This window comes from Enterobacter cloacae complex sp. 277I4 (genome assembly GCF_050031465.1).
GTDB classification, from domain to species: Bacteria; Pseudomonadota; Gammaproteobacteria; order Enterobacterales; family Enterobacteriaceae; genus Enterobacter; species Enterobacter cloacae.
Genome location: NZ_JBLGWC010000001.1, coordinates 4848960 through 4870560, shown reverse-complemented (window position 1 = coordinate 4870560; position 21601 = coordinate 4848960). Strand labels below are relative to the sequence as shown.

Annotated in this window: 14 protein-coding genes; 10 read left to right on the top strand and 4 right to left on the bottom strand. The window is 56.2% G+C overall.

Going from position 1 to position 21601, the window contains the following annotated elements:
- Window positions 1–79: 79 nt before the first annotated feature.
- The 3 genes from bcsG to bcsE are packed head-to-tail and all read right to left on the bottom strand — an operon-like array spanning window position 80 to window position 3505.
- Entirely contained in the window at window positions 80–1759 is a 1680-nt protein-coding gene (gene bcsG, locus ACQG19_RS23705; protein WP_013099223.1) for a cellulose biosynthesis protein BcsG, read from the bottom strand.
- Window positions 1752–1949: a cellulose biosynthesis protein BcsF gene (gene bcsF, locus ACQG19_RS23700; RefSeq protein WP_028027931.1), complete on the bottom strand. Its 198-nt coding sequence runs from the start codon at window positions 1947–1949 to the stop codon at window positions 1752–1754. Before bcsF ends, bcsG begins: the two co-directional genes overlap by 8 nt.
- Window positions 1943–3505 carry a cellulose biosynthesis c-di-GMP-binding protein BcsE gene (gene bcsE / locus ACQG19_RS23695; protein ID WP_038983944.1) on the bottom strand — a complete coding sequence of 521 codons (1563 nt, stop codon included), beginning with the start codon at window positions 3503–3505 and terminating at the stop codon, window positions 1943–1945. Before bcsE ends, bcsF begins: the two co-directional genes overlap by 7 nt.
- Window positions 3506–3678: 173 nt before the next feature.
- Here bcsE and bcsR point away from each other — a divergent pair, with 173 nt between their 5' ends.
- The 9 genes from bcsR to ACQG19_RS23650 all read left to right on the top strand — a co-directional run bounded on the left by bcsR (window position 3679) and on the right by ACQG19_RS23650 (window position 19543).
- Complete coding sequence (gene bcsR, locus ACQG19_RS23690) at window positions 3679–3867, top strand: cellulose biosynthesis protein BcsR (protein WP_013099220.1); 189 nt, start codon at window positions 3679–3681, stop codon at window positions 3865–3867.
- Window positions 3868–3878: 11 nt separating this feature from the next.
- Window positions 3879–4631 carry a cellulose biosynthesis protein BcsQ gene (gene bcsQ, locus ACQG19_RS23685; protein WP_013099219.1) on the top strand — a complete coding sequence of 251 codons (753 nt, stop codon included), beginning with the start codon at window positions 3879–3881 and terminating at the stop codon, window positions 4629–4631.
- Window positions 4628–7243, top strand: a complete 2616-nt coding sequence (bcsA, locus tag ACQG19_RS23680) for a UDP-forming cellulose synthase catalytic subunit (RefSeq protein WP_029883686.1) — start codon at window positions 4628–4630, stop codon at window positions 7241–7243. Before bcsQ ends, bcsA begins: the two co-directional genes overlap by 4 nt.
- A 10-nt stretch (window positions 7244–7253) precedes the next feature.
- Window positions 7254–9677 (top strand): cellulose biosynthesis cyclic di-GMP-binding regulatory protein BcsB, encoded by a 2424-nt coding sequence (bcsB, locus tag ACQG19_RS23675; RefSeq protein WP_048972551.1) that lies wholly within the window; start codon window positions 7254–7256, stop codon window positions 9675–9677.
- Between the two features lie 6 nt (window positions 9678–9683).
- Window positions 9684–10787 (top strand): cellulose synthase complex periplasmic endoglucanase BcsZ, encoded by a 1104-nt coding sequence (gene bcsZ / locus ACQG19_RS23670; RefSeq protein WP_038420784.1) that lies wholly within the window; start codon window positions 9684–9686, stop codon window positions 10785–10787.
- Window positions 10769–14251 carry a cellulose synthase complex outer membrane protein BcsC gene (gene bcsC, locus ACQG19_RS23665; RefSeq protein WP_246932308.1) on the top strand — a complete coding sequence of 1161 codons (3483 nt, stop codon included), beginning with the start codon at window positions 10769–10771 and terminating at the stop codon, window positions 14249–14251. Before bcsZ ends, bcsC begins: the two co-directional genes overlap by 19 nt.
- A 119-nt stretch (window positions 14252–14370) precedes the next feature.
- Window positions 14371–16377 carry a biofilm formation regulator HmsP gene (gene hmsP, locus ACQG19_RS23660; RefSeq protein WP_048972547.1) on the top strand — a complete coding sequence of 669 codons (2007 nt, stop codon included), beginning with the start codon at window positions 14371–14373 and terminating at the stop codon, window positions 16375–16377.
- Between the two features lie 159 nt (window positions 16378–16536).
- Window positions 16537–17823 carry a dicarboxylate/amino acid:cation symporter gene (locus ACQG19_RS23655; protein ID WP_013099213.1) on the top strand — a complete coding sequence of 429 codons (1287 nt, stop codon included), beginning with the start codon at window positions 16537–16539 and terminating at the stop codon, window positions 17821–17823.
- Window positions 17824–18049: 226 nt separating this feature from the next.
- Complete coding sequence (locus tag ACQG19_RS23650) at window positions 18050–19543, top strand: M16 family metallopeptidase (RefSeq protein WP_013099212.1); 1494 nt, start codon at window positions 18050–18052, stop codon at window positions 19541–19543.
- A gap of 62 nt (window positions 19544–19605) precedes the next feature.
- Here ACQG19_RS23650 and ACQG19_RS23645 read toward each other — a convergent pair whose 3' ends face one another.
- Window positions 19606–20535, bottom strand: a complete 930-nt coding sequence (locus tag ACQG19_RS23645; RefSeq protein WP_013099211.1) for a sugar kinase — start codon at window positions 20533–20535, stop codon at window positions 19606–19608.
- 229 nt (window positions 20536–20764) lie between these two features.
- On the opposite strand from ACQG19_RS23645, the gene pdeH reads away from it, so the two are divergent.
- Entirely contained in the window at window positions 20765–21538 is a 774-nt protein-coding gene (gene pdeH / locus ACQG19_RS23640) for a cyclic-guanylate-specific phosphodiesterase (protein WP_194500948.1), read from the top strand.
- The last annotated feature ends 63 nt before the right edge of the window (window positions 21539–21601 follow it).

Genomic DNA, 21601 nt, shown 5'->3' with positions numbered 1-21601 from the left:
ATTCCGCGAGCCTGAAAATGCTCGTCTGGCTCGCGGAACAATCATTCCCTCTCCCCGAGGGGAAGAGGGTCTGGAGAACTTACTGCGGATAAGGTACCCAGTCTCCGCCGTTCAGACGAACGTACGGTTTGTTCTGGTACTGAATGACAACCGCATTCGCATTCTCTGACACTTCCGCGGTTTGCGGCAGATTGCTGGTGAGCTGATCCCAGTTCACGCTATCTTCCACAAACAGCTTACCATCGACCGCGCGGGCCACGAGCTCAGAGATGGCCAGATAGCTGACTGGCTGAGTGATCTCAATCGGTGCGCCCTGATGCGGTGCCTTCATACCAAAGAATTTAATCCCGGCAGGCACGTTGGTAATGGACGGGCTGGGGATATCGCGCAGGCCGGACACCTGCATTCTGTCGCCTTTCAGCGCCCCACCGTGCTCCGGAACGACAACCACCATCACTTTACGGCCAGATTTTTCCAGCTCAGTGAAGAACGCATCCAGCTCATCAAAGAACTTCTGCGCACGCACTTTGTAATCCGCCGTTTTGCTCACGCCCGGGAAATGGTTACCGTCGTGAAGGGGCAGGGTGTTATAGAACGTGGCGCTGCGCGGATTGCTGTCTTTTTCAATGGTCTGCAGCCAGCGCTGTAGCACGGCGGTATCGTCATAGACTGGCGAGCCGTCGAAGCCCAGCAGCGTGACCGGCAGCCCGGTTTGATCCATCAGCGGTGCCTGCATACCCCCTTCTTCACGTACCTCTTTCAGGAAGTTACCAAACTGACCGTTATGCCCCAGCATCAGATGCTGCGTAAAGCCCAGTTTCGCCAGGTTATCGAACAGATAACACTGGTTGCCAGCGGGCTGATACAAATTCTTGTGCGATGGCTGGCCGCAGCTTGCTCGCAGCAGGCGGATGGCCGCCGGGCCGCTGTACGAGGTGGCAGAGTTAAAGTCTTTAAACTGGATATCGAAATGCGACCACAGCGGGTGCGACATTAAACCAGCCGCATCAACGTCAGCCCAGGAGAGGGAGCAGATGTTAATTACCAGCAGTTCAAACGGCTGAGCATCTGCCGGGAGTGCATCCGGGAATTTAGTCTGACGCTTATCTTCCGCGGTGTAGAAGCTGGAAAGCCAGGCATTCAGGTTGGTTGAGGTCGGCGGTGCGGTCTGCGCTGGAATATCGCCCACCACCGGCGTGTCGCCAGCCGTGGCAACGGTTGCTGCCGCGCTTCCTCCGGTGGTGGTCACCGTGCTGGTCGGTTGACCGGCAGGCCACAGGGAAAAACTTGGCCCAGCCAGCGTCAGAACGTTCAGCCAAATCATAATGGCAACGACAAACACCGTGACGCGGATCCACTGTGACAGAAACAGCCAGGCAACCAGCAGCACAAAGACCGCGCCAATCATCTGCCAGTTAATAAAGCGCTCGGTCAGGTCGAGGATATAGCTAGCGCTAAACCCGGCGACCTGCGAACCCTGACTCATGATGCTGTCCGGCCCCGGCAGCCAGGTATCATGCCAGAACAGCGCAAAACCCAGCGGGATGGCAACCCAGTGACGCAAGCGATGCAGCCTGATATTGGGCAGCGGCATCAGCAGGAAGGCCATAAACACCAGGTTCAGCAGAGGATGGAAGTTCAGATAGCCAGCCCACAGCAGACCAAACTTCACCAGAAAGTAGAAGTTCCAGCCGGAAAGGCCGCGCCAGTATTGCCACAGAGGCGATGGTGACGAAGCGGTATAAGTTGAGTTAGTCATGTTTTCGGTCTGCCTTGACGTGTGTTGCCCGTGTCAGTGTTCCGGCTGGTTTGACATAGCGAGGTTTGCCAAACGCCATTCTGGCCGTATCGCGAATACGGCGCAGTGAATGGCGTGCATAATAACCAAGCGGGAAAAAGATCAGCGCACAGAATACAACCAGTTGAATGATATCGCTGATATTCATGATGGTGCGTTCTCCCCATTCTCAGTTAATAAGCGAAGGGGTTCCGGAACCCGACGCCAGACATGGCCGTCATGCCGTGCATTGAGGATCGGTTTGACATCGCTCGTGACAGGTAGCGGTTTCACCCAGTTTTCAGGCGCGAGGGCACGCATCTGCACCAGCTCAGCGCTGATCAGATTGTCTTCGAACCAAATCATACGGTTTGAGAAAATATCCCCGGTAGGCAGCGGGAAGATATGGTTCAGTGCGGTATCGAGATCGTTCACCCGACAAAAAGACAAAAACAGTACCAGGCGGTTGTCGCCAATCGTCATGATGTCCCCGGTACGGTTCGGGCGGCATAAGGTGAGCGCCTGTTCCACGCGGATCCCCGGTACAGGTCGCAGGGCAACCATTACCCCTTTCCCGTCTGCAGGAAGCAGCGTGTTGTTCATCATGTTGCCAACGGCATCGCAGAAGGTATCCCATTTCTGATAACCACGCAGTTTCATCGGCTGCGTCATGGAAAGCAGCGTGGAAATATCTTCCGGTACGTGGCGGTTGAACTGCTGCCCCTGGACACTTTCGATAAGCGTCAGGCAGCGTGACAGAGGGGCATTCCACGGGATAACCATGTTTGCGCCACAGCCCAAAAGCAGACGCTCGTCCGTGGCACGCAGGCTGGTATTGTTTTCGCGTACCACAATTTTTAACGCGCTGCCGCGTTGACGACGTAAGGTATGAATTTGTCGTGCCAGCGTTTCAATCTGATTGTTCTGCATCAGCGAGAAAACAAGGGTTGCCGCCTGCGTCGTGCGGGCTTCATGAAAAAGCGCTTCATTGGACTCAAACAGGGACCAGTTTTCAGACAGCGCGGGCGCCCCCTCCAGTACCGCAATATGGCTCAGGATCCGTTTTTCATCGCTGCGCGGTTGCACCACGGTTTCTTCTTGCTGGGCAAGGTGCCACTCGCCGTCAATATGTTTAAGCGTAAGCTGCTGTCTGGCGCTCACGCCTTTTTCATTACACCAGAATGCAATATCGTAGAGATAGCTGCCCGCCTGGTCGCGCAGACTCGCCAGGCCGAATAGCGAGCGATACTCCGCCATTAAAAGTGAGAACAGCTTGTCGTTATTACTGCCGGGATTGATTATCAATAGCGTGCAATTTTGAAATTTTGCCCATTTATTGATTTTTTCCAGCCACTGCAGCAGTTTCTCCGTCGGGATATTTTGCAGGGCGTTATGTGAACATTTAAGAATCAATAAAAAGCGGTCTGGATTGATGGAACACTGAATGTCGCGGGACAAATAGTATAGACTATCTGCTTCCGACGGCATGGAAAACAAGCGTACAGTCTGTGGACCGCGGTCTCGCTCAAGCGTAATAATTTGCTTCGGGTCTTCGCCCATACTAATGACAGCGACCCGGGAGTCCTTACCCTGCGCGGCAATTGTCTGGTTTACCAGACTGATAGCATCTTCATTACGATCCGAATTAACCCACCAGACTCCTCCGACTGGCATGTGGCGCAATTCGTCCCATAATGACTGGATGCCAATAGAAAATATGGAGTCCACGGTGTCCCTCTTTTCGTCTAATTTATCTGTATATCAGTTTACTAGCGAAAGCGTAGAAATAAACCTAACATTGAAATTAAAGAGCATCAGATTTAGCATGTAAATGAAATTTCACAGGGCAGGAAGCCTCGCGACTTCAGAGAGTAAAATGATACTCAAAGGGATGGAAAAAAATGGATAATAACGAACCCGGAACCCCAGTCGATTCGACCTTGGGTTACACATTCCAAAACGATTTTCTGGCGCTGACGCAGGCCTTTTCTTTACCTGAAATAGATTACACCGATATTTCCCAGCGGGAACAGTTGGCTGCGGCTATTAAACGTTGGCCGTTATTAGCTGAATTTACCCAACAACAATAAGGGAGCCATTGATGGCCATACTCGGATTACAGGGCGTCCGTGGTGGAGTGGGTACAACATCCGTTACCGCGGCGCTGGCGTGGTCATTACAGCTTTTAGGTGAATCGGTGCTGGTGATTGATGCCTGCGCCGATAATTTGCTGCGTATGTCATTTAACGTCGACTTTACCCGTACAGAGGGTTGGGCCCGCGCGTTGCTTGATGATAAAGACTGGCGTGATGCGGGTCTGCGTTACACCTCTCAGCTCGATCTCCTGCCGTTTGGTCAACTGACCACGACAGAGCGTGAGAATGAAGCCGCCTACCAGCGTTTATTTTCGCAATTCACACTCGCGCTGCAGAGCCTCAAAGAAAAAGGCCATTATCAGTGGATCCTGCTGGATCTGCCGCACGGTGCCGGCACGCTGACCCGACAGCTGATTGCCCAGTGCGACCACGTGCTCTCCATTGTGAACGTCGATGCTAATTGCCATATCCGTCTACATCAGCAGGGATTGCCCCAGAATAGCCATATCCTGATTAACGATTTACGCATTGGCAGCCAGATCCAGGACGATCTGTATCAGGTCTGGCTGCAAAGCCAGCGTCGTCTGCTGCCGATTGTGATCCATCGTGATGAGGGGATGGCGGAATGCCTCGCCTCCAAACAGCCACTTGGCGAGTATCGTAGCGATTCGCTGGCGGCAGAAGAGATCCTGACGCTGGCGAACTGGTGTCTGCTGCACTTCGCCCAAGAGGCGGATCCTGCCAGGGGTACGGTATGAGTCGACTCGCCAGCTGGTTACTCATCCCGCCGGTTAGTTCGCGTTTAAGCGACCATTACCGGCATTATCGCCGGCATGGTGCCTCGGCATTTAGCGCCGCGTTCGGCTGTTTCTGGATGATTCTGGCCTGGATGTTCATCCCCCTCGAGCACCCCCGCTGGCAGCGCATTCGTGCGCGACACAGTGAATTGTATCCGCACATTAATCCTGACCGTCCACGGCCGTTAGATCCGGCGCGGTACATCATTCAGGCCATCTGGCTGGTGGTTACGTCGCCGCGGCAGGAGAAAAAGACGCCGCACTGGCGCAGCTTCAGCCGGGTCCAGCTTTTACGCGAACGCTATCATCAGTGGCTGGACAGGCTGCCTGACCGCGTGGGCGATAAGACCAGCCATCTGGATAACCATAAAGAACTCGGGCATCTGCATCCGGGTTTACGGCGTTTTATTCTGGGCGTGATTGTTGTCTTCTCGCTCATTCTGGCGCTGGTCTGTATCACGCAACCCTTTAACCCGCTGGCGCAGTTCACTTTCCTGATCCTGCTGTGGGGCGTGGCGCTGCTGGTGCGGCGTATACCGGGGCGCTTCTCCGCCCTGATGCTGATTGTGTTATCACTGACCGTCTCCTGCCGCTATATCTGGTGGCGTTATACCTCAACGCTGAACTGGGATGACCCGGTCAGTCTGGTATGCGGTCTGGTGCTGCTGTTTGCTGAAACGTACGCCTGGATTGTGCTGGTGTTGGGCTATTTCCAGGTGATCTGGCCGCTCAACCGCCAGCCGGTTCCGCTGCCAAAAGATACGTCGCAGTGGCCGACTGTCGATCTCTTTGTGCCGACCTATAACGAAGATCTGAGCGTGGTGAAAAATACCATTTACGCCGCGCTGGGTATCGACTGGCCCAAAGATAAGCTCAAAATCTGGATCCTGGATGACGGCGGTCGGGCCGCGTTCCGTGAGTTCGCGCAAGAGGTGGGCGTTGAGTATATCGCCCGCACCTCTCACGAACATGCCAAAGCCGGGAACATCAACAACGCGCTGAAGTATGCGACAGGGGAGTTTGTCTCCATCTTTGACTGCGACCACGTGCCGACGCGCTCGTTCCTGCAGATGACGATGGGCTGGTTCCTGAAAGAGAAAGCGCTGGCGATGATGCAGACGCCGCACCATTTCTTCTCGCCGGATCCGTTTGAACGTAACCTCGGCCGTTTCCGTAAGACCCCGAACGAAGGCACGCTGTTCTATGGCCTGGTGCAGGACGGCAACGACATGTGGGATGCGACCTTCTTCTGCGGTTCCTGTGCGGTTATCCGCCGTAAACCACTGGATGAAATTGGCGGCATCGCGGTTGAAACGGTTACCGAAGATGCCCATACCTCGCTACGCCTGCACCGTCGCGGCTATACCTCGGCCTATATGCGTATCCCTCAGGCGGCCGGTCTGGCGACGGAATCCCTGTCGGCGCATATCGGCCAGCGTATTCGCTGGGCGCGCGGGATGGTACAGATTTTCCGTCTTGATAACCCGCTGTTGGGTAAAGGCCTCAAGCTGGCGCAACGTCTGTGCTACGTCAACGCCATGTTCCACTTCTTATCCGGTATTCCGCGGCTGATCTTCCTGACTGCGCCGCTGGCGTTCCTGCTTCTTCACGCCTATATCATCTACGCGCCCGCGCTGATGATTGCGCTGTTTGTTCTGCCGCACATGATCCACGCGAGCCTGACCAACTCGAAGATTCAGGGCAAGTATCGCCACTCATTCTGGAGTGAAATCTACGAAACGGTGCTGGCCTGGTACATCGCGCCGCCAACGATGGTGGCGCTGATTAACCCGCATAAAGGCAAGTTTAACGTCACCGCGAAGGGTGGCCTGGTGGAAGAGGAGTATGTCGACTGGGTGATCTCCCGTCCGTACATCTTCCTGGTGCTGCTGAACATTGTGGGGGTAATTGCCGGTATCTGGCGCTACTTCTACGGTCCGGAAAACGAAATCCTGACGGTGTTCGTCAGTATGGCATGGGTATTTTACAACCTGATTATCCTTGGCGGCGCAGTGGCGGTGTCAGTGGAAAGCAAGCAGGTACGTCGCGCGCATCGTGTTGAAATCAGCATGCCTGCGGCGATAGCCCGTGAAGATGGTCATCTCTTCTCCTGTACCGTTCATGACTTCTCCGACGGTGGTCTGGGTATCAAAATCAACGGACAGGCGAAGGTGCTGGAAGGGCAGAAGGTTAACCTGTTGCTTAAGCGTGGCCAGCAGGAGTATGTCTTCCCGACACAGGTTGTGCGTGTGGCAGGCAATGAAGTGGGTCTGCAGCTGATGCCGCTGACCAGGAAGCAACATATTGATTTTGTGCAGTGTACGTTTGCCCGCGCGGATACGTGGGCTCTCTGGCAGGACAGCTTCCCGGAAGATAAACCTCTGGAAAGCCTGCTGGATATTCTGAAGCTGGGGTTCCGTGGCTATCGTCACCTTGCAGAATTTGCCCCGTCGTCGGTGAAAATAATTTTCCGGTCACTTACTTCGCTGGTTTCCTGGGTCGTGTCGTTCATTCCTCGTCGTCCTGAGCGGGATGAGGCGAAGCAGGCGGACCCGGTTATGGCTCAACAATGATGATAACGCGATGAAAACAAAACTTTCCTGGTTATGTGCAGTGGCAATGGGGATGAGTACGCTCCCCGCAACAATGGCTAACGCAGCGCCTGATAACGCCGCGGCCACGCCTGCTCCAACGGTGCCTGTGGTGTCGCAAGCGACCGAACCGGTTGTCACCGCGGCGCCCGGTCAAACAGAAAATCTCGTTCCCAACCAGCCGACAGCGGGAAATACCCTGCCGGCCGACGCGCAGGTTGTGGGGCAGGTGATGCCGGGCGTTCCGGGGGCTAATGCGCCTGTTGTCACGGAGAATGCCCCGTCGCGGGACGTGAAGCTCACCTTTGCGCAGATTGCGCCGCCTCCGGGCAGCATGGTGCTGCGCGGCGTCAATCCTAAAGGCGGCGTTGAGTTTGGTATGCGCAGCGATGAGGTTGTGTCGAAGGCGGTGCTGAACCTGGAATATACCCCTTCTCCTTCGCTGCTGCCGACCCAGTCTCAGCTGAAGGTCTATCTGAATGACGAGCTGATGGACGTGCTGCCGGTCACCAAAGAGCAGTTGGGTAAGAAAACCCTGGCTCAGGTGCCGATCAACCCGCTGTTTATCACCGACTTTAACCGTATCCGTCTGGAATTCGTGGGCCATTACCGTGACGTGTGCGAAAACCCGGCCAGCAACACGCTGTGGATGGATGTCGGGCGTAACTCATCGCTGCAGATGACCTACCAGTCGCTGGCGCTGAAAAACGATCTCTCCGCGTTCCCGGTGCCGTTCTTCGATCCGCGTGATAATCGCCCGTTAAACCTGCCGATGGTCTTTGCGTCCTCACCGGACGTCACGGAGCAACTGGCAGCGACCATCGTGGCCTCCTGGTTCGGCTCCCGTTCCGGCTGGCGCGGGCAGAATTTCCCGGTTATGTATGACAAGATCCCTGACAGAAATGCCATCATCTTTGCGACCAACGCGAAGCGTCCTGCTTTCCTGCGTGAGCACCCGGACGTAAAAGCGCCGACCATTGAGATGATAAGCCACCCGGATAACCCGTATGTGAAACTGCTGGTGGTTTTCGGGCGTGATGAGAAAGACCTGGTGCAGGCGGCAAAAGCGATTGCACAGGGGAATATCCTGTTCCGCGGCAGTAGCGTGGTTGTCGATGAGGTCAAGCCGCTGTTGGCACGTAAACCTTATGACGCGCCAAACTGGGTACGTACCGACCGCGCCGTCACCTTCGGCGAGCTGAAAACCTATGAAGAGCAGCTGCAGTCGACAGGGATTGAGCCGTCTCCTGTCAGCCTGTCGCTGAACCTGCCGCCGGACCTGTATCTGCTGCGCACCACCGGTATCGATATGAACCTCAACTATCGTTACACCGCGCCGTCAACCAAAGACAGTTCGCGCATGGATATCAGCCTGAATAACCAGTTCCTTCAGTCGTTTAATCTGATGAATAATCAGGAAACGAACCGTCTGCTGCTGCGTTTGCCGGTACTGCAGGGGCTGCTGGATGGTAAAACCGATGTCTCCATCCCGGCGCTGAAGCTCGGGGCGGTAAACCAGCTGCGCTTTGATTTCCAGTACATGAATCCAATGCCGGGCGGTTCGGTGGACAACTGCATCACCTTCCAGCCGGTGCAGAACCACGTCGTGATTGGCGATGAATCGACCATCGACTTCTCGAAGTACTATCACTTCCTCGCCATGCCGGATCTGCGGGCGTTTGCTAACGCGGGCTTCCCGTTCAGCCGTATGGCGGACCTGTCTGAATCCATTGTTGTGATGCCAAAAGCGCCAAATGAAGGGCAGGTGACGACGCTGCTGGACACCATGGCGACCGTAGGCGCGCAAACGGGCCTGCCGGCGATTAACGTTACCCTGACGGATGATGGCGCTCAAATTCAGAACAAAGATGCGGACATCATGGTGATCGGTTCCATCCCGGATAAGCTGAAGGATGAGAAGCGTATCGATCTGCTGGTTCAGGCAGCCCAGTCCTGGGTTAACACGCCGCTGCGTCAGACCGAGTTCCCGAGCATCATGCCGGATATCAACGATCGTAAAGCCAGCGCGCAGACGGCTGTCACGTCTCAGGGGGCGATGGCGGCCGTGGTCGGCTTCCAGTCACCGTACAACGATCAGCGTAGCGTGATTGCCCTGCTCGCAGACAGCCCGCGTGGCTACGAACTGCTCAACAGTGCGATGAACGACAGCGGTAAACGTGCCGCGATGTTCGGCTCTGTGTCGGTGATACGTGAGTCGGGCGTGAACAGCCTGCGCGTAGGCGATGTGTACTATGTGGGGCATCTGCCATGGTTCGAACGTCTGTGGTATGCGCTCTCTAACCATCCGATTCTGCTCGCTATCCTGGCCGCCGTCAGCGTGGTGCTGCTGGCCTGGGTGCTGTGGCGTCTGCTGCGTATCATCAGCCGTCGTCGCCTGAATCCGGATCATGAGTAAGATGTGATGAAAGCCTTTCGCTGGTGTGTCATTGCGTTGATGCTGGCGGCGGCGCCTCTGCGCGCCGCCTGTACCTGGCCTGCCTGGGAGAAATTTAAACAGGATTACATCAGCGAAGGCGGGCGGGTCATTGATCCCAGCGACACGCGTAAAATCACTACCTCGGAAGGGCAAAGCTACGCGCTGTTCTTTGCCCTCGCTGCGAATGACCGTAAAGCGTTCGACAAGGTGCTGGCATGGACGCGGGATAACCTTGCCGGGGGGCATCTCGACGACACGCTCCCCGCCTGGTTATGGGGGCAAAAAGACAAAGACACCTGGGCGGTTATCGATACCAATTCCGCCTCGGATGCCGATATCTGGATCGCCTGGTCCCTGCTTGAAGCGGGGCGGTTATGGAAAGACGCTGACTATACCCGTACGGGCAAGACGCTACTCGAGCGCATCGCCCGCGAAGAAGTGGTGAAAGTACCTGGCCTCGGTCTGATGCTGCTGCCCGGTAAAGTTGGCTTTGTCGATGAGAACGCCTGGCGTTTTAATCCCAGCTATCTTCCTCCACAGCTCGCAAGCTACTTCACGCGTTTTGGCGCCCCGTGGACCACCCTGCGTGAGACCAATCTGCGCTTGCTGCTGGAGAGTGCGCCGAAAGGTTTTTCGCCGGACTGGGTGCAATACCAGAAAAACAAAGGCTGGCGGTTACAGCAGGAGCCGCCGCTGGTGGGGGGATATGACGCCATCCGCGTCTATCTCTGGGTGGGGATGATGAACGATAACGATCCTCAAAAAGCCCGGCTGCTGGCGCGCTTCAGGCCGATGGCCGCCACCACAACAAAACAGGGTGTACCACCGGAAAAAGTGAATGTGGTGAGTGGAGCACGCACGGGCAATGGCCCGGTCGGCTTCTCTGCCGCCATGCTGCCTTTTTTACAACAGCGTGATGCGCAGGCCGTCCAGCGCCAGCGCGTGGCTGACCACTTTCCTGATAATAATGCTTACTACAGTTATGTACTGACTCTCTTTGGACAAGGATGGGATCAGCATCGTTTTCGTTTCACCACAAAAGGTGAATTAATACCGGATTGGGGCCAGGAATGCGCAAGTTCACAGTAAATCTACTCAGTTTATCGCTTGGCCTGGCGCTGATGCCGCTGGCTCAGGCCGTCAACTCTCCGCAGCAGCAACAGCTGCTGGAACAGGTGCGCCTGGGGGAATCGACGCAGCGTGAAGATTTGGTGCGTCAGTCGCTCTATCGTCTTGAGCTGATCGACCCGAACAACCCTGACGTTATTGCGGCACGTTTTCGCTATCTGCTTCGTCAGGGCGACAACGCCGGCGCGCAAAAAGAGCTGGATAGACTGAAAGGGATCGCCCCCGGTTCCAGCGCGTACCAGTCCTCGCGCAATACGATGCTGCTTTCCACGCCGGATGGCCGCCAGCAGTTACAGCAGGCTCGCTTACTCGCCACGACAGGCCATACCCAGGAAGCGATTGCCGCCTATGACAAGCTGTTCGACGGCAACCCGCCGGGCGGCGACGTGGCAACAGAATACTGGAATGTGGTGGCGAAAGATCCCGCCCGCCGCAATGCGGCCATTAACCAGCTGAAAAAGATCAACAGCAGCAGCCCCGGCAATACGCAGCTGCAGTCGACGCTGGCCCAGCTGCTGTTCCAGACCGGGCGCCGTGATGAAGGCTTTGCGGTGCTGCAGGAGATGGCCAAATCCAGCAATGGCCGCAGCCAGGCGTCGGATATGTGGTATGCGCAGATCAAAGACCAGTCTGTCAGCAGTGCCAGCGTCTCCGCGCTGCAAAAGTACCTGAGCGTATTCAGTGACGGTGAGAACGTAACCGCAGCGCGTTCACAGCTTGAAGCGCAGCAAAAACAGCTCGCCGATCCAACTTTCCGTGCTAAAGCACAAGGCCTGGCGGCAGTGGATGCCGGACAGGGTGATAAGGCGGTGGCGGAACTGCAAAAGGCGGTCAGCGCAAACCATGCCGACAGCGAAGCCATTGGCGCGCTGGGCCAGGCATACTCCCAGAAAGGCGACCGTGCTCGCGCGGTGGCACAGTTTGAAAAGGCGATCGCCCTCGATCCGCAGAGCGATAACCGCGGCAAATGGGACAGCTTGCTGAAGGTGAACCGTTACTGGCTGCTGATCCAGCAGGGGGATGCGGCGCTGAAAGCGAATAACCCGGCACAGGCGGAGCGCTATTATCAGCAGGCGCGCACTATCGACAATAGCGACAGTTATGCGGTGCTGGGGCTGGGTGATGCCGCAGCGGCACGTAAAGATAACGACGCCGCCGAGCGCTATTATCGCCAGGCATTACGCATGGACAGCGGCAACAGTAACGCGGTCCGCGGACTGGCCAATATTTATCGCGCACAGTCACCGGAGAAAGCCTCGCAGTTTATCCAGTCGCTCTCCGCCAGCCAGCGTCGCAGCATTGATGATATTGAACGTAGCCTGACCAACGAACAGCTCTCCGCCCAGGCCGAGCAGTTGGAGAACCAGGGCAAATACGCCCAGGCCGCCGAGGTTCAGCGTCGTCGTCTGGCGCTCTCTCCAGGCGACGTATGGATCACCTATCGCCTGTCGCGCGATCTCTACAGCGCAGGCCAGCGCAGTCAGGCAGATACCCTGATGCGTCAGCTTGCCAGCCAGAAACCGACCGACCCGGATCAGGTGTATGCCAACGGGCTCTATCTTTCCGGTAACGACCAGGATCGTGCCGCGCTGGCCCATCTGGAGACGCTGCCGCGCAGCCAGTGGAACAGCAATATTCAGGAGCTTGCCGACCGCCTGCAAAGTAATCAGGTGCTCGAAACCGCCAATCGCCTGCGCGACAGTGGCAAAGAGCAGGAGGCGGAAAATCTTCTTCGTCAGCAACCTGCTTCTACCCGTATCGATTTAACCCTGGCGGACTGGGCGCAGCAGCGGGGCGATCTCAGTGCAGCAAAAACGGCATACAGCGGCGTGTTGCAGCGCGAGCCACAAAACGAAGATGCGATCCTCGGCCTGACCGAAATCTACAGTGCGCAGGGCGACAAAGACGCTGCGCGTGCCGAACTGGCGAAACTGCCTGCGACGCAAAATGGCCAGCCGTTGTCGCTCAACATGCAGCGCCGCATCGCGATGGCGCAGGCGGGGCTGGGTGATTCTGCTGCCGCAGAAAAGACGTTCAACAGCATCATTCCGCAGGCAAAATCACAGCCTGCGTCAATGGAAAACGCGCTGGTGCTGCGTGATGCGGCACGTTTTCAGACGCAAAATGGCCAGCCTCAGCAGGCGCTGGAAACCTATAAAGATGCCATGGTCTCCTCTGGTATAACCACCACCCGTCCGGCAGACAATGACACCTTTACACGCCTGACGCGTAACGACGAAAAAGATGACTGGCTGAAGCGCGGCGTGCGTAGCGATGCCGGTGATTTGTATCGCCAGCAGGATGTTAACGTTACGCTGCAGCACGACTACTGGGGATCCAGCGGTACCGGCGGCTACTCCGACCTGAAAGCCCACACCACCATGCTGCAGGTGGATGCGCCGCTCTCTGATGGACGGATGTTCTTCCGCAGCGATCTGGTCAATATGGATGCCGGTTCGTTTGCCACCAACAACGGCACCTACGATCCCAAATGGGGGACCTGTGCCGAAACGCCATGTCGTGGCAACACCAGTCAGACGTCAAACGGCGCAAGCGTGGCCGTGGGCTGGCAGAATAAAACCTGGGCATGGGATATCGGCACCACGCCAATGGGCTTTGACGTGGTGGATGTTGTCGGCGGGGTGAGCTATAGCAACGATCTCGGTCCTATCGGCTACACCATTAACGCCCACCGTCGCCCGATCTCCAGCTCTCTGCTGGCCTTTGCCGGGCAAAAAGACACCAATACCGGCACCACCTGGGGCGGCGTGCGCGCCACCGGCGGTGGCGTGAGCATCAGCTACGATAAAGGCGAGGCGAACGGCATCTGGTCAAGCCTGAATGCGGAATCGCTGACCGGGAAAAATGTAGAGGATAACTGGCGCGTCCGCTGGATGACCGGTTACTACTACAAGCTGATTAATAAAAACAACGAGCGCCTGACGGTCGGTGTCTCTAACATGCTCTGGCACTACGATAAAGATCTGAGCGGCTATACCCTGGGTCAGGGCGGCTATTATAGCCCGCAGGAATATGTCTCCTTTGCGCTGCCGGTCACCTGGCGTAAACGCACGGAGAACTGGTCCTGGGAGCTGGGCGGGTCTGTCTCATGGTCTCACTCCAAAACCAACGATGTGCTGCGCTATCCCCTTCAGGGACTCATTCCCGTCGATGAGCCAGGCCGCTACACCGACAGGGGGGCGATGGAAACCGGCAGCAGCTCCTCAGGCACCGGTTATACCGCGCGGGCCATTATCGAGCGCCGGGTCACGTCCAACTGGTTTGTGGGTCTTGGCGTGGATATTCAGGAAGCGAAAGACTATACCCCAAGCCATGCGCTGCTCTATGTACGCTACTCCGCCGCAGGCTGGCAGGGTGATATGGACTTACCGCCACAGCCGCTCATTCCCTACGCGGACTGGTAATCGGATTTTACTTAATCCATTTGTAAGTCTCTCTTAAAAGTGCGGCGATCGGGTATACTCAGGCGCGCCAGGTTTACACCCTGGTGCGCCCTGCGCTTCGAGTTCTGTGGAGAGTCATTTTGCGTGTCAGCCGTTCCTTAACGATCAAACAGATGGCGATGGTTTCTGCTGTCACCTTGCTGTTTGTACTGCTATTTTGCGTCATTTTGCTGTTTCATTCCGTACAGCAGAATCGCTATAACACGGCTTCGCAATTAGAAAGTATTGCCCGCTCGGTGCGTGGCCCGCTTTCGGCTTCTATTCTGAAAGGCGATATTCCCGAAGCGGAAACCATTTTAAAACGTATTCAGCCTGCGGGCGTCGTCAGCCGCGCAGACGTGGTGCTGCCGAACCAGTTCCAGGCGCTGCGGATGAGTTTTATCCCGGAACGTCCCGTCCCGATGATGGTGATGCGCCTGTTTGAACTGCCGGTACAAATTTCGCTTCCCATCTACTCGCTCGAACGCCCTGCGAATCCGCAGCCGCTGGCCTATCTTGTTCTGCAGGCGGACTCGTACCGCATGTATAAATTCGTCATGAGCTGGTTTATTACGTTAGTGACCACTTGCTTACTTATGACGCTGATACTGAGCGTGGCGCTGACCTGGTGCATTAACCGGCTGATTGTCCACCCGCTGCGGCGTATCGCCCGGGAGCTGAACGCGCTTTCTCCCCAGGAGCAGATGGGTCATCAGCTTGAGCTGCCCCGCCTGCATCATGACGATGAGATCGGCATGCTGGTGCGCAGCTATAACCTGAACCAGCAGCGCATTCAGCGTCAGCAGGATGAACTGAACAGTAGCGCCACCCGTTTCCCGGTGTCGGAGCTGCCTAATAAAGCGTTCCTGATGGCGATGCTGGAGCAGACCGTGGCGCGCCAGCAGACCACGGCGCTGATGGTCATCGCCTGTGAAACCCTGCAGGATACCGCTGGGGTGCTCAAGGAGAGCCAGCGTGAAATGCTGTTACTGACGCTGGTCGAAAAGGTTAAATCGGTGCTTGCTCCACGTATGGTGCTGACTCAGGTCAGCGGTTATGACCTGGTGGTGATTGCGAACGGCGTGAAAGAGCCGTGGCATGCGATCACGTTAGGTCAGCAAGTACTCACTGTCATTAATGAGCGGCTGCCCATTCAGGGTATTCAGCTTCGCCCCAGCGCCAGTATCGGGATTGCCATGTTCTATGGCGATCTGACCGCAGAGCAGCTCTATCGTCGCGCCTTCTCGGCGGCATTCACCGCCCGTCGCAAAGGGAAAAACCAGATCCAGTTCTTCGACCCGGATCAGATGGAAAAGGCGCAGCAGCGTCTGACGGAAGAGAGCGACATCCTCACCGCGCTGGATAACCACCAGTTTGCCCTCTGGCTCCAGCCGCAGGTCAATTTGCTGACGGGTGAAGTGGAAAGCGCGGAAGCGCTGTTGCGCGTGCAGCAGCCGGATGGCAGCTGGGAGCTGCCGGAAGGGTTAATCGAACGTATTGAGTCCTGTGGTCTGATGGTCACGGTGGGTTACTGGGTGCTTGAGGAGTCATGCCGCCAGCTTGCCGCCTGGCAGGAGCGTGGTGTCAACCTGCCGCTGTCGGTCAATCTCTCTGCCCTGCAGTTGATGCATCCCACTATGGTCTCGGAGATGCTGGAGCTCATCAATCGCTACCGGATCCAGCCGGATACGCTGATTCTGGAAGTGACGGAAAGCCGTCGTATTGACGACCCGAATGAGGCGGTCGCGATCCTCAAACCGCTGCGCAACGCCGGTATCCGCATCGCGCTGGATGATTTTGGCATGGGCTATGCCGGACTGCGTCAGCTTCAGCACATGAAAACGCTGCCGGTGGATGTCCTGAAAATCGACAAAGCGTTTGTCGATGGGCTGCCGGAAGACAGCAGCATGGTGAAGGCCATTATTCATATGGCGCGTAGCCTCAACCTGAATCTGATTGCTGAGGGTATCGAGACGGAAGCGCAGCGCCGCTGGCTGGCTGAAGCGGGTGTCGGGAAAGGCCAGGGCTTCCTGTTTGCCCGTGCCGTCCCGTCGGATGTCTTTGAACAACGGTACCTTTCCGGCGCTGGCAATAACGCAAAAGTGTAATTTTGTTGCTGGCTTGTGCGAGCCAGCTCAAAGTTCTTAACATTTGTGTTTCAAATTTGAACTGAGTTTATTTCTGTCCTGTTATGCGGGTGTTATTTTAGAGCCGCAGGTTAACCATAACCTTACAAAGCCTGTGGTTTTTCTTCCCAAGGACATTCTATGAAAACCTCACTCTTCAAAAGTCTTTATTTCCAGGTCCTGACAGCCATCGCAATCGGTATTTTACTGGGTCACTACTACCCGGAACTGGGTGCGCAAATGAAACCGCTTGGCGACGCGTTCGTTAAGCTCATTAAAATGGTCATCGCCCCGGTGATCTTCTGTACGGTGGTGACCGGTATCGCTGGCATGGAAAGCATGAAGGCGGTAGGGCGTACCGGTGCAGTGGCGCTGCTTTATTTCGAAGTGGTCAGCACCCTGGCACTGATTATCGGTCTGATCATTGTTAACGTGGTGCAGCCTGGCGCTGGCATGAACGTCGACCCGTCGACGCTGGATGCCAAAGCGGTGGCGGTTTACGCTGAGCAGGCGAAAGATCAGGGCGTGGTCGCCTTCCTGCTGGACGTCATTCCCGGCAGTGTGATCGGGGCGTTTGCCAGCGGAAACATTCTGCAGGTGCTGCTGTTCGCCGTCATGTTTGGTTTTGCCCTGCATCGTCTGGGCAGCAAAGGCCAGCTGATCTTTAACGTCATTGAAAGCTTCTCGCAGGTCATCTTTGGCATCATCAATATGATCATGCGCCTGGCGCCGATTGGTGCCTTCGGGGCAATGGCGTTCACCATCGGTAAATACGGCGTCGGCACGCTGGTACAGCTCGGCCAGCTGATTATCTGCTTCTATATCACCTGTATTCTGTTTGTGGTGGTGGTGCTGGGTTCGATTGCCCGCGCGGCTGGTTTCAGCATCTTCAAATTTATCCGCTATATCCGCGAAGAGCTGCTGATTGTGCTGGGAACCTCCTCCTCTGAGTCGGCGCTGCCGCGCATGCTCGATAAGATGGAGAAGCTGGGTTGTCGTAAATCGGTGGTGGGGCTGGTGATCCCGACAGGGTACTCCTTTAACCTCGACGGTACCTCGATATACCTGACCATGGCGGCAGTGTTTATTGCACAGGCAACCAACAGCCATATGGATATCTTCCATCAGATCACCCTGCTGGTGGTGCTGCTGCTCTCGTCGAAAGGGGCTGCGGGCGTAACGGGCAGTGGCTTTATCGTGCTGGCGGCGACCATTTCCGCTGTGGGACATCTGCCGGTGGCCGGTCTGGCGTTGATTCTCGGTATTGACCGCTTTATGTCTGAAGCGCGTGCGTTAACCAACCTGGTGGGTAACGGCGTGGCTACGGTTGTGGTGGCAAAATGGGTTAAAGAGCTGGATCACAAAAAGCTCGACGATACGCTGAATAATCGCTCTTCTGATAGCAAAAACCCGGGTTTATCCTCCTGATTTTCCGCTAAATTCCCGCATTCCCTTGTCGGAATGCGGGCTCCTGCGCATAATGACTGTTCGTACCTGTCATAATTCGACAAGATTTTTTTTGGGTATATTGCACTTCTCACCGTGACGTTTTGCCGAACGCGCGGTCTAATCGACGTGTTTTCATCGTCATCTTTTAGAGTGAAGCGCGTCGCGAGACACTCTTTTTAACCAGGAATGTTGATCAGGGGTTCACATGCAGGGCACAAAAATTCGACTCTTAACCGGCGGTTTGCTGATGATGGCAGCAGCCAGTTATGTGCAGGCAGATGCGCTCCAGCCAGACCCGGCATGGCAACAAGGGACCCTGGCGAATGGTTTTCAGTGGCAGGTGTTAGCCACGCCGCAGCGTCCCAGCGATCGTATTGAGATCCGTCTGTCTGTGAATACCGGCTCCCTCACCGAAAGCACCCAGCAGACCGGCTTTAGCCATTTTATTCCCCGACTGGCGCTCACCCAGAGCGGCAGTTTACAGGCTGTTCAGGTGCGTTCGCTCTGGCAGCAGGGCATTGACCCGAAGCGCCCATTGCCGCCGGCTGTCGTCTCGTATGACTACACCATGTTTAACCTGAGCCTGCCGAATAACCGTAACGATCTGCTCAAAGAAGCTCTTACGTATCTCTCCGATGCCACTGGCAATCTGGCGATCACGCCGGAAACCGTTAACTATGCGCTGAGCAACAGCGATATGGTGGCGACCTGGCCTGCGGATACCAAAGAGGGCTGGTGGCGTTATCGCCTGAAAGGCTCAGCGCTGCTTGGGCACGATCCGGCAGAGCCGCTGAAACAGCCGGTCGATGCCGAACAGGTAAAATCGTTCTATCAGAAATGGTACACCCCGGACGCGATGACGCTGATCGTGGTCGGGAATGTGGATAGCCGCGCGGTGGTTGAGCAGATCAACAAAGCCTTCGGCGAGCTGAAAGGCAAGCGTGAAACGCCTGCTCCTGTCCCGACGCTCTCCCCGCTGCGGACAGAGCCAGTCAGCATCTCCACTGATGCCGTGCGTCAGGACCGGCTCTCCATGATGTGGGATACCGCCTGGCAGCCTATCCGAGAATCCGCGGCGCTGCTGCGCTACTGGCGTGCGGATCTGACGCGTGAGGCGTTGTTCTGGCACGTTCAGCAGAGCCTCAGTAAGAACAGCGTGAAGAACATTGCGCTGGGCTTCGACTGCCGGGTGCTGTTCCAGCGCGCCCAGTGCGCCATTAATATCGAATCGCCTGGCGATAAGCTGAATGCCAATCTGGGCGTGGTGGCGAAAGAGCTGGCAAAAGTGCGCAAAGAGGGCCTGTCTGAAGAAGAGTTCAACGCGCTGGTCGCGCAGAAAAAGCTTGAACTGCAGAAGCTGTTTGCGACCTATGCCCGCGCCGATACGGATATCCTGATCAGCCAGCGTATTCGCTCCTTGCAGAATCAGGTGGTGGACATCGCGCCGGAACAGTACCAGAAGCTCCGTCAGGACTTCCTGAATGGGCTGACCGTCGATATGTTAAATCAGGATTTACGTCAGCAGCTGTCGCAGGATATGGGATTAGTCCTTCTGCAGCCGAAAGGCGAGCCGGAATACAACATGAAGGAGCTGCAGGCGACATGGGATTCAATCATGACCGCCGCGCCGCAACCTACGCAGGCGGCAACGTCTGATGATCTGCATCAGGACGCGACGGATATTCCACAGGGGCAGTAATCTAAAAAATTCCCTCTCCCGGTGGGAGAGGGTCAGGGTGAGAGCATCAGCCCGCACCTTATTTAAGCAGGCATCGCCTCACGCGGAATAATCGCCCCGCGATACTGAATCACCGTGCTGGCCGTCAGGTGCCCGCGCTGTGCAGCCGCTTCAGGCGTGCCGCCCGTCAGGCGCACCGCCAGATAGCCCGCGCTGAAGGAATCACCCGCCGCCGTAGTATCCACCACTTTGTCCTTCGCCAGTTTCACCGCCGGGACGTCAATCACCGCCTCACCTGCTACGGCCACCAGGCACGATGCCGCGCCGCGCTTAATCACCACTTCGCTCACGCCAGCAGCCTGGGTGCGCGCAATAACCTCATCAACAGGCTTCTCGCCCCACAGGGCATCTTCGTCGTCGAGCGTCAGGAACGCGATGTCGGTGCACTGCAGCATCTGCTGGTAAACCTGCTGCGTCTCTTCACGACTGGCCCACAGGCGCGGACGGTAGTTGTTATCAAAAATGACCTTCCCGCCATTGGCGCGGCATTCGCGCAGCAGCGACAGCAGCTTTTCACGACTGGTCGGGCTTAAGATGGCGAGGCTAATCCCGCTCAGATAGAGATAATCAAACGTCGCCAGCGTTTCGCAAATGGCGGCTGCGTCGTCGCTTTCCAGCCAGTATTTGGCCGCAGCTTCGTTTCGCCAGTAGTAGAAGGTGCGCTCGCCGGTATCATCGGTTTCAATGTAGTACAAACCCGGCAGGCGGTTTTCCATGCGCTGAATCAGCGAGGTATCAATGTGTTCGCTCTGCCAGGCGTCCAGCATTTGCTGGCTGAAACTGTCCGTACCCAGTGCGGTGACGTAGTTCACGGTGAGGGCCTCCGGCGGCACCTGACGGGCAATATACACGGAGGTGTTTAAGGTATCGCCACCAAAACCGCGGCTAACGTCCGCGCCTTTTTGTGACAGCTCAATCATGCATTCGCCAATAACGGCAATTTTTTTGGACATAATCATGAACCTGAACAGAGTATTTAAAAGCAGTGTGCGCTGTGTGAATTATCAGGTCAACTATATTAAAACATCGTTCCATTATTTTTTTTGAACCAGCGCGTGTTCCTGTTCATTTCTGTCATCTTAATTTCATTTTCCCGGTGAATTGAACATAAAGTTCTCAATTATCGCGCCGATAACCCAGTGACGAGTCCAGAAAGGCCATCCCAACAACAGGACATCTGAAATGAAGTCAGAGCAGGTTATCCAGCGGCTGAGCACTACGCCTGAGGCAAGTATTGAGAACTTGCAGGAGCATCGCTACTGGCTGCAATGTGAGCGTATGTATACCTACCAGCCGATCTATCGTACCGACGGTCGACTGATGGCGATTGAAATATTGACGGTCGTTACACACCCCTCTAACCCTTCACAGCGTATCGCGCCGGACCGCTATTTTGCCGAAGTCGCCGTGCGCCAGCGCCTGGACGTGCTGGAAGAGCAGTTGCGCATGCTAGAAACGAAAAAGGCCTTTTTCGAACAGCACGATATTCTGGCCTCGGTCAACGTGGATGGCCCAACCCTGCTGGCGCTGCGCCAGAACGCAAAGTTGCAGGAGCTTATCGCCACCCTGCCGTGGATGCGCTTTGAACTGGTGGAGCATGTCCGCCTGCCGCAGGAATCCTCCTTTGCCTCGATGTGTGAATTTGGCCCCCTGTGGCTGGATGACTTTGGCACCGGCATGGCGAACTTCTCCGCCCTCAGCGAAGTGCGTTACGACTACATCAAAGTGGCCCGCGATCTGTTCATTATGTTGCGCCAGACCCCGGAAGGGCGGAATCTGTTTACGCTGTTATTACAGCTGATGAACCGCTATTGCAAAGGCGTCATTGTGGAAGGTGTGGAAACGCTGGAAGAGTGGCGCGATGTGCAAAACTCACCCGCCGCCGCCGCGCAAGGCTATTACCTCTCACGTCCGGTGCCCATGGATACCCTCGACGGTGTGATAACCAACCTCTGAACCGCCCGTTTCCCTTTGTCTGGACTATAGTTTTACAGGACAGGTCATCAGGAAAAGGGGATC

Bases quoted from the DNA above. Each gene is read 5' to 3' on its own strand.
- pdeH (WP_194500948.1), top strand. From the start codon at position 20,765: ATGAAGTCAGAGCAGGTTATCCAGCGGCTGAGCACTACGCCTGAGGCA.
- ACQG19_RS23645 (WP_013099211.1), bottom strand. From the start codon at position 20,535: ATGTCCAAAAAAATTGCCGTTATTGGCGAATGCATGATTGAGCTGTCA.
- bcsG (WP_013099223.1), bottom strand. From the start codon at position 1,759: ATGACTAACTCAACTTATACCGCTTCGTCACCATCGCCTCTGTGGCAA.
- bcsQ (WP_013099219.1), top strand. From the start codon at position 3,879: ATGGCCATACTCGGATTACAGGGCGTCCGTGGTGGAGTGGGTACAACA.
- ACQG19_RS23655 (WP_013099213.1), top strand. From the start codon at position 16,537: ATGAAAACCTCACTCTTCAAAAGTCTTTATTTCCAGGTCCTGACAGCC.
- bcsC (WP_246932308.1), top strand. From the start codon at position 10,769: ATGCGCAAGTTCACAGTAAATCTACTCAGTTTATCGCTTGGCCTGGCG.
- bcsA (WP_029883686.1), top strand. From the start codon at position 4,628: ATGAGTCGACTCGCCAGCTGGTTACTCATCCCGCCGGTTAGTTCGCGT.
- bcsZ (WP_038420784.1), top strand. From the start codon at position 9,684: ATGAAAGCCTTTCGCTGGTGTGTCATTGCGTTGATGCTGGCGGCGGCG.
- ACQG19_RS23650 (WP_013099212.1), top strand. From the start codon at position 18,050: ATGCAGGGCACAAAAATTCGACTCTTAACCGGCGGTTTGCTGATGATG.
- bcsR (WP_013099220.1), top strand. From the start codon at position 3,679: ATGGATAATAACGAACCCGGAACCCCAGTCGATTCGACCTTGGGTTAC.
- bcsB (WP_048972551.1), top strand. From the start codon at position 7,254: ATGAAAACAAAACTTTCCTGGTTATGTGCAGTGGCAATGGGGATGAGT.